General features: G+C 54.5%; 8 protein-coding genes. 2 read left to right on the top strand and 6 right to left on the bottom strand.

What is annotated here, in order from left to right; all coding sequences use genetic code 11:
- Positions 1 to 625: 625 nt before the first annotated feature.
- The 4 genes from NZ705_12220 to NZ705_12205 form a co-directional block, all read right to left on the bottom strand.
- The gene (locus NZ705_12220; GenBank protein MCS7293709.1) at positions 626 to 829 is read right to left on the bottom strand and encodes a phycobilisome linker polypeptide; all 204 of its coding nucleotides are present in this window, start codon (positions 827 to 829) and stop codon (positions 626 to 628) included.
- Between the two features lie 87 nt (positions 830 to 916).
- The gene (apcB, locus tag NZ705_12215) at positions 917 to 1,402 is read right to left on the bottom strand and encodes an allophycocyanin subunit beta (protein ID MCS7293708.1); all 486 of its coding nucleotides are present in this window, start codon (positions 1,400 to 1,402) and stop codon (positions 917 to 919) included.
- 38 nt (positions 1,403 to 1,440) lie between these two features.
- Positions 1,441 to 1,926: an allophycocyanin subunit alpha gene (gene apcA, locus NZ705_12210; protein MCS7293707.1), complete on the bottom strand. Its 486-nt coding sequence runs from the start codon at positions 1,924 to 1,926 to the stop codon at positions 1,441 to 1,443.
- A gap of 200 nt (positions 1,927 to 2,126) precedes the next feature.
- Entirely contained in the window at positions 2,127 to 3,038 is a 912-nt protein-coding gene (locus tag NZ705_12205; protein ID MCS7293706.1) for a histone deacetylase, read from the bottom strand.
- A gap of 149 nt (positions 3,039 to 3,187) precedes the next feature.
- On the opposite strand from NZ705_12205, the gene glgX reads away from it, so the two are divergent.
- Positions 3,188 to 5,260 (top strand): glycogen debranching protein GlgX, encoded by a 2,073-nt coding sequence (gene glgX / locus NZ705_12200; protein ID MCS7293705.1) that lies wholly within the window; start codon positions 3,188 to 3,190, stop codon positions 5,258 to 5,260.
- Here glgX and NZ705_12195 read toward each other — a convergent pair.
- Together NZ705_12195 and NZ705_12190 are read right to left on the bottom strand one after the other, a co-directional pair.
- Positions 5,217 to 6,077 (bottom strand): alpha/beta fold hydrolase, encoded by an 861-nt coding sequence (locus NZ705_12195; GenBank protein ID MCS7293704.1) that lies wholly within the window; start codon positions 6,075 to 6,077, stop codon positions 5,217 to 5,219. The genes glgX and NZ705_12195 overlap by 44 nt on opposite strands.
- 77 nt (positions 6,078 to 6,154) lie before the next feature.
- Entirely contained in the window at positions 6,155 to 6,619 is a 465-nt protein-coding gene (locus NZ705_12190; protein ID MCS7293703.1) for an apolipoprotein A1/A4/E family protein, read from the bottom strand.
- 138 nt (positions 6,620 to 6,757) lie between these two features.
- Here NZ705_12190 and NZ705_12185 point away from each other — a divergent pair, with 138 nt between their 5' ends.
- On the top strand, positions 6,758 to 7,177 hold the full coding sequence (locus tag NZ705_12185; GenBank protein MCS7293702.1) for an Rpn family recombination-promoting nuclease/putative transposase: 420 nt from the start codon (positions 6,758 to 6,760) through the stop codon (positions 7,175 to 7,177).
- Positions 7,178 to 7,234 lie beyond the last annotated feature (57 nt).

Raw genomic sequence — 7,234 nt, 5'->3', positions numbered from 1 at the left:
ACTTCTTCCGGCTTCACATCCTTCATTCTCTCTAGATACGCCTGTCGCTCCTGCTCATCTTGTTCTTGGTAGGAGAATATAGCCTATCTTTTTGAGTGCTCTACAAATTGTCATACTGCTCACACCCCAGATCGCCGCCATTTCCTTTTGGGTCAGACTGGGATTTGCCTCGACAAACTTGCGAAATTCATGACTATGCCCCTTTTGGTAACCAGTTTCAGACCATTGTTTGAGCCAGCGTTGTAACGTGCGATACCCGATGTTGAACATCTGGCTCACTTCGACCAGTGTCGCACCCCCCCACGACCGCTTCAATGGCTTTCTGACGTAAGTCTGTGCTGTAAGGCTTAGACATCGCTCCGTAACCTATAAGCCTTATTCTACGCCCGACTAAACGTTTTTAGCTGTAATAGACTTTTCTCCTTAAATCCAGACTGTAGGACATCTTTCATCTTCTCCGCAACTTCTACTCTAGCTTACACCGAATAAGTTGTTTCATTTTTATCTGAAATGGACCATATATAACAATCTTAAACGGCTTAGCTATAGAAATCTGTGTCGTATAAAAAAACAACCCCATCTCTGGGGCCGCAATGTAAACATTGAAGTTGTCAAGTAGAAAGGCTTAGCTCAAACCTGTATTGATGCCAGGGCGGCCAGTCGCCAGCTCCACCTTGATAATTTTGCCACCCATTTTTTGAATCCGTTGTTGCTCTTTGAACCAGCTATCGTAGGGCACTAACTTGGTAAAGTAGGTGTTTTGCAATTCGCGCTGGGTGCGAATCCGGGTTTGACTAGGGACACAGGCCGTAATTTTGAACATCCGCATAGTGAATCGTCTCCACTAAAGGGCAAAAGTGGGAGGTCACCAGGCGACAACACCATAGCCACCTGTCAACCCCCCACCAGGAGGAATTTAGCTCAAACCGGAACAGATATAGTCAAAGTACACCGCCATTTCCTTGCCCGCGTCAGGACCCACCAGGCTGGCAGTGACTTCCTTCATCGCTTGGATGGCTTGGATGGTCGCCCCAATCGGCACGCCCAAGGAGTTGTAGGTTTCCTTCAACCCGTTGAGCACCCGCTCGTCCAGGATGGAAGGATCGCCCGCCAGCATTGCGTAGGTGGCATAACGCAGGTAGTAGTCCAAATCCCGGATGCAGGCCGCATAACGCCGGGTGGTGTACATGTTGCCGCCGGGACGGGTGATGTCCGAGTACAGCAACGACTTGGCCACCGCTTCTTTGATAATAGTGGCAGCATTAGCTGCAATCGTTGCTGCCGCCCGCACCCGCAGTTCACCGGTCTGGAAGTACTTTTTCAGCTTTTCAATGGCGCTGCTGTCCAGGTACTTGCCCTGCACGTCCGCAGCATTAATCACCGCCGTAATTGCATCTTGCATGGTTGATATCCTCTCAACGGTTGAACAAGAGTGCGCCACTACTGCATGGCGCTGATGATGTAGTCGAAGTAGAAACCGGCCTCCATGGCGTCTTCGCCCGACAGCAGGGAGCTGGCCACGTTCTTCATGCACCGGATGCCTTCGGCCATCGCCGAGATGGGCGTTCCCAAGGAGTTGTACATTTCCTTGACCCCTACCAAACCGATTTCTTCAATCGGCGTCACATCCCCGGCCACGATGCCGTAAGTCACCAGCCGCAGGTAGTAGTCCAAATCCCGCAGGCAGGTGGCGGTCATCTCTTCGCCGTAGGCATTGCCCCCAGGAGAGACCACATCAGGCCGCTTCTGGAACAATTGCTGTCCGGCTTCCTTCACGATCCGCTCCCGGTTGTCGGCCAGAATTTGGGCAATCCGCAGCCGCCTTTCGCCCGAAGCCACAAAGCTCTTGATCCGGTCGAGTTCACCGGGGCTGAGGTAACGGGCTTCGGCATCCGCATTCACGATGGATTTAGTGACAATACTCATGAACCTACTCCAGAGGGTATGTCGGTTTGTCAAGCGGACAACTCAAAACCTGAGTGCCCAGCAGTGATGATCTTATCAGGGGAACCGCACTTGATCCTACTTCACCCGAAACAGAACCAAATGCGGTTTTCTCCGGCATTTATTGTGCGACAGGTCGGTCACATCTAGGCACAGACCTTAACATCTTGTAATAATTTTTCTCAGTTAAGACAGGCGCTCAGGGTGGCGACCACGGCTTGGGCCAGGGCGTCTAAATGATAACCCCCCTCCAGGCCAAACATCAGCGGGCAACCCAGGGTCCGCAGCCAGCGGGTGAATGTGCCGTAGTCTTTGGGGTGCAAATTGATCTGGGCCAGCGGGTCGGCGGCCAAAGCGTCGTAACCGGCGCTGACAATGAGTAAATCGGGAGCAAACGACTGGAAAAAGGGCAACACCTGTTGCTCGAACAACTTGGCGTAGTGGGAAAAATCGCTGCCAGCCCGTACCGGTAAATTCAGCACGTTGTTACAACAGCCTTTTTCGTGGGGATGGCCGGTGCCGGGATAAAAGGGGGCCTGGTGAATCGAGCAAAAGGCAATTTGGGGCAACGATTCCACGAGTAGTTGGGTGCCATTGCCATGATGGACATCCCAGTCCAGGATGGCCACGCGCGCTAGGCCCCGCACTCGCAACGCATAGAGCGCACTGATGGCGGCATTCGCAAAAAGACAAAACCCCATGCCCTGGTCGGGAAGCGCGTGATGACCAGGCGGACGGGCGGCCACAAACACTGGCTCATGCTGGTCTAACACCCAATCTACTCCGTCGAGCCAACCTTGCACCGCCAGGCGCGCGACCCGTTCACTCTGGGGGCTAACCGGCGTGTCCGTATCCAACCAGCCCCCCCCTTTGGCGCACAGGTGGGCGAGAGCCTCCAAGTACTCCGGTGTATGCACCCAGCGCAGGTAGGCATCAATTGGTCGGTCGGCATTGGGAGACAACCAGCGAATCTGGTCGCGCCAGGGAACGTTTTGTAAGGCTTGGACAATGGCCGTCAGCCGCGCCGGACGTTCGGGATGACCGTAGCCTACCTGGTGCTGGAGATAGTCGTCGGCGTAAATAACGGCAATCATAGCGGTGGCGGCATCTGGATTTCAGTATAGAAAATCGCTCCGGTGGGCATTTGTTAAATCTTTTGCCGAAGTGGCTCATCCCCCAACGCCCATCGCTCGATAATGTTTGATGACTTTGATGAAGTTTGATGAATCGGGCCTGGGAGCCAATGTTGACGGTACAGCGGGGACGGAGTTTTCCACTGGGAGCGACAGTCACGCCGCAAGGGGTCAATTTTTGCCTGTACTCCAAGCACGCCCAGCGAGTGGAGTTACTCCTGTTTGACCGACCGGACGACCCCCGTCCCGCCCATGTCATTTCCTTGACGCCCCCCTATCACCGCACAGGCTATTACTGGCATGTGTTTGTCACGGGTATTGGGCACGGCCAAGTGTATGCTTACCGGATCTATGGTCCTTACGCGCCAGAACAGGGCCATCGCTTTGACGGGAGTAAGGTATTGCTGGACCCCTACGCGCGGCTGGTGGTGAATTGGGAACGCTACGACCGGGAAGCGGCCCGCCGTCCAGGGGATAACTGCGCCTATGCCCTGCGGGGTGTGGTGGTGGACCCCAGCGATTACGACTGGGAAGGGGATGTGCCGCTGGAAATTCCCTACGCCCGTACCGTGATTTACGAGATGCACGTCAAGGGGTTTACGGCGCATCCTAGTTCGGGAGTGCCGGAGAAGAAGCGGGGAACCTATGCGGGCCTCATCGAAAAAATCCCTTACCTGAAGGCGCTGGGGGTCACGGCGGTGGAACTGTTGCCGATTCATCAGTTTGATGAACAGGACGCGCCGCCGGGGTTGAAGAATTACTGGGGTTATAGCACGCTGGCGTTTTTTGCCCCCCACCGCGCCTACAGTTCCGACCAATCGCTGTTTGGGCCGCTCAATGAGTTTCGGGACATGGTCAAGGCCTTGCACCGGGCGGGGATTGAAGTGATTTTGGATGTGGTGTTTAACCATACGGCTGAGGGCGACCACACGGGACCCACGCTGTCGTTTCGCGGCATTGATAACCAGACGTATTACATCCTGGAGCCGGACAACCCCGCCTACTACAGCAACTACAGCGGCTGCGGCAACACGGTCAAGGCCAATCACGAGGTGGTCAGCCGGTTGATTTTGGACTGTCTGCGCTACTGGGTAGATGTGATGCATGTGGACGGGTTCCGGTTTGATTTGGCGGCCATTCTCTCGCGCAGTAAAACGGGTTCGCCCCTAGCCGACCCACCCCTGCCCTGGTTGATTGAGTCCGACCCAGTGCTGGCGGGCACTAAGATCATTGCCGAAGCCTGGGATGCCGCTGGTTTGTACCAGGTGGGGTCGTTTATCGGGGAGCGATTTGCCGAGTGGAATGGGCTGTTTCGGGATGATGTGCGCCGGTTTGTCCGGGGGGATGGGGGCATGTTGGGCCGGGTAGCGATGCGCATTTTGGGTAGCCCTGACCTGTACGCCGAACCCCACGATATTCCTAACCGCACCATCAATTTCATCACCTGCCACGACGGGTTTACGATGAATGACCTGGTGTCCTACAACGCCAAGCACAACGAGGCCAACGGCGAGGACAACCGGGACGGCACCAATGACAACTACAGTTGGAACTGCGGCGTGGAAGGCCCGACAGATAACCTGGAGGTTGAAGCGCTACGGAACCGGCAAATCAAAAACTTCTTGGTCATTCTGGCGATTTCCCAGGGGACGCCGATGATTCTGATGGGGGATGAAGTCCGGCGCACCCAGCGGGGCAACAACAACGCCTATTGCCAGGACAACGATATCAGTTGGTTCGACTGGCGCTTGGTGCACCGCCACCGGGATATGCTGGTCTTCTGGCAAAAGCTACTGAACTGGATGCAATCCCTGTACCTGTTCCAAGAGCGCACGCGCTTGCAAGTCGAACCCTATCCGGTGCCGCCAGGGGTGACCCATCCCCACATTGTCTGGCATGGGACGGAACTGGGGAAACAGGGTTGGGAATTCAACAGTCACGCTCTGGCGTTTGAAATGGTTTATCCCAGCGCTGGCGAGCACCTGTACGTCATTCTCAATAGTTACTGGGAATGCTTGGAATTCACGTTGCCCCCCGGTGTCTGGCGGCGGTTACTAGATACCTATCTCCAGGAACCGTTGAACCCCAATGGCCCCCGCATCACCACCCCCCGCTACCTGGCGAATCCCCGCTCCAGCGTCATCCTGCGACGGATTGGCACCAGCGACGCACCAGTGGATTGACCAAATCCGGGCGTTCATCGTGGGGGCAATGCCCGGCATCCAGCCATTCCACCTGCGCATAGGGAGCAAATGCATTACACCGTTTCGCCCGCGCCACTGTCATCCACGGGTCGGCGGTTCCCCACATCAAAAGCAAAGGGCGAGTCAACTGGGCAAAAAGCTGGTCTAAACGGCGACCGGGCGGCGATTTGAACACAGCCCGAAATACACCAAACGCTCCTTTGTCCCAAGCCGGTCGGTAAATGCTCTCGACCAAAGCATCGTCCACGTGGGTGGGGTCTTTATAAACCTGGTGCAAAATCTGGCGAATCACCCGGCGGTTGCGCATGTAGAGAAACAAACCAGCACTGGCGACATCCACCACCCCCGGCAAGCTGAACAGGAAACGGCGGATGGGGTTCGGACGAATACTGTCGCTGCCTACTGGCCCCGCGCAATTAAGCAAAGCCACCCCCCGCGTCCATTCGGGGCAATCTACACCAAAGCACAAGGCTGCGTAACCCCCTAGGGAATTCCCCACCAGAAACACCGGTTCTTGAATCACATCGCTCACAAAATCCCGCAATTGCTCGCGCCACAATTCGCCCGTATAGTCTACCGGCGGTTTTTCCGAGCGGCCAAACCCTAGCAAATCCACCGCCCACACCCGGTGATCCCGCGCCAAATCGGGAATATTGTAGCGCCAGTGGTCGGTAGATGCCCCAAACCCGTGAATTAGGACAATGGCTGGTCCCTGTTGTCCCGCCTGCACCCAGTGCGTACGCCACCCCTGCCAGGTTCGGTAATAACTTTGTACAGCAGTTGTCACAGAAGTCATTGCGCTTTATCTGCCGGTGAAGTCACGCTCTGCTTCCCATTTTGACACTCTGGTGTGGGAAAGGACAGGAATTGCTGCTAGCGAGTTGTCAGGTTCGCAGTTTGACCCACGAAGTTGAGGACCGATGGCACAAGATTACCCAGGACGATAACGCTAGCAGTGGCGATGATGATGGTATTGGCCATGCGCACCATGCCATCTAACCCTTTCTGATAGGCGTTGAATTCGACACGCAACTCCCGCAGTTCACTTTTCAACTCCCGCACATCCCCTTCCAAGCGGTCGAGCCGGCTATTAACGCGACTCAATTCGGCATCCAACCGGCTGTTGATCTGACCCAGTTCTCTATCTAGTCGCTCGTTGATCTGACCCAGCTCTCTATCTAATCGCTCATTGATCTGGCCCAGTTCCCTATCCAGTCGCTCGTTAATCCGACCTAACTCCGCATCCAACCGAGCATTGATTTGCCCCAACTCAGCGTCAAGCCGATTGTTAAGGTTGCGGAGTTCATTCAAAACCTGCTGTTGGAAGTCGTCGGACATGGTCACTTCCAAGGGGGAATGCCTTTTACTATTGTAGCCACATTGGCAAACCGCGCTTGAAATTGGCGGAGTTTGAGAGTTGTTTATAGTTTACTCCGGCCATTGACGACAACGGGTGACAACCAATACGCTTTTTCCATGCGTAGTGACAATCTCTTTTACAAGCTGTTCCAACTAGCTCCTAATTTGGCCTTTGAGTTGTTGGGCTTGCCTGTACCTACTGTCCCTTATCAATTTCAATCAGTTGAACTCAAGGAATTTGGGTTTCGCTTAGACGGTCTGTTACTACCAGAAACAAGCGATGAAAATTTACCCCTGATTGTGATTGAAGCGCAGATGCAACCAGATGCCAGATTTTACTACCGTTTACAGGGTGAATTGGCAACTTATTTACTGCAATATCAACCACGGCATTCCTGGCAAGTCTTGGTGCTGTATCCCAACCGGCGTACGGAGCGAGAGATTCCCAACATGGCTGAATATTTAACCTACTGGCGGGTGCGGCGAATTTACTTGGATGAACTGCCGGCGCAGCAATCTATAGCTAAAAACGTTTAGCTTGGCATAGAATAGGGCTAATGAGTTCATAGAGGTTTTTCATGTCTAAGCCTTACA

Origin of the sequence: Gloeomargarita sp. SKYB120, from assembly GCA_025062155.1 — a bacterium.
In the GTDB taxonomy this organism is placed as follows: Bacteria; Cyanobacteriota; Cyanobacteriia; order Gloeomargaritales; family Gloeomargaritaceae; genus Gloeomargarita.
This window is presented reverse-complemented; position numbering and strand designations above follow the sequence as displayed.

What these genes read in the sequence shown, in the direction of transcription:
- glgX (MCS7293705.1), top strand. Translation starts at nt 3,188, where the DNA reads ATGTTGACGGTACAGCGGGGACGGAGTTTTCCACTGGGAGCGACAGTC.
- NZ705_12220 (MCS7293709.1), bottom strand. Translation starts at nt 829, where the DNA reads ATGCGGATGTTCAAAATTACGGCCTGTGTCCCTAGTCAAACCCGGATT.
- apcA (MCS7293707.1), bottom strand. Translation starts at nt 1,926, where the DNA reads ATGAGTATTGTCACTAAATCCATCGTGAATGCGGATGCCGAAGCCCGT.
- NZ705_12195 (MCS7293704.1), bottom strand. Translation starts at nt 6,077, where the DNA reads ATGACTTCTGTGACAACTGCTGTACAAAGTTATTACCGAACCTGGCAG.
- NZ705_12185 (MCS7293702.1), top strand. Translation starts at nt 6,758, where the DNA reads ATGCGTAGTGACAATCTCTTTTACAAGCTGTTCCAACTAGCTCCTAAT.
- apcB (MCS7293708.1), bottom strand. Translation starts at nt 1,402, where the DNA reads ATGCAAGATGCAATTACGGCGGTGATTAATGCTGCGGACGTGCAGGGC.
- NZ705_12190 (MCS7293703.1), bottom strand. Translation starts at nt 6,619, where the DNA reads ATGTCCGACGACTTCCAACAGCAGGTTTTGAATGAACTCCGCAACCTT.
- NZ705_12205 (MCS7293706.1), bottom strand. Translation starts at nt 3,038, where the DNA reads ATGATTGCCGTTATTTACGCCGACGACTATCTCCAGCACCAGGTAGGC.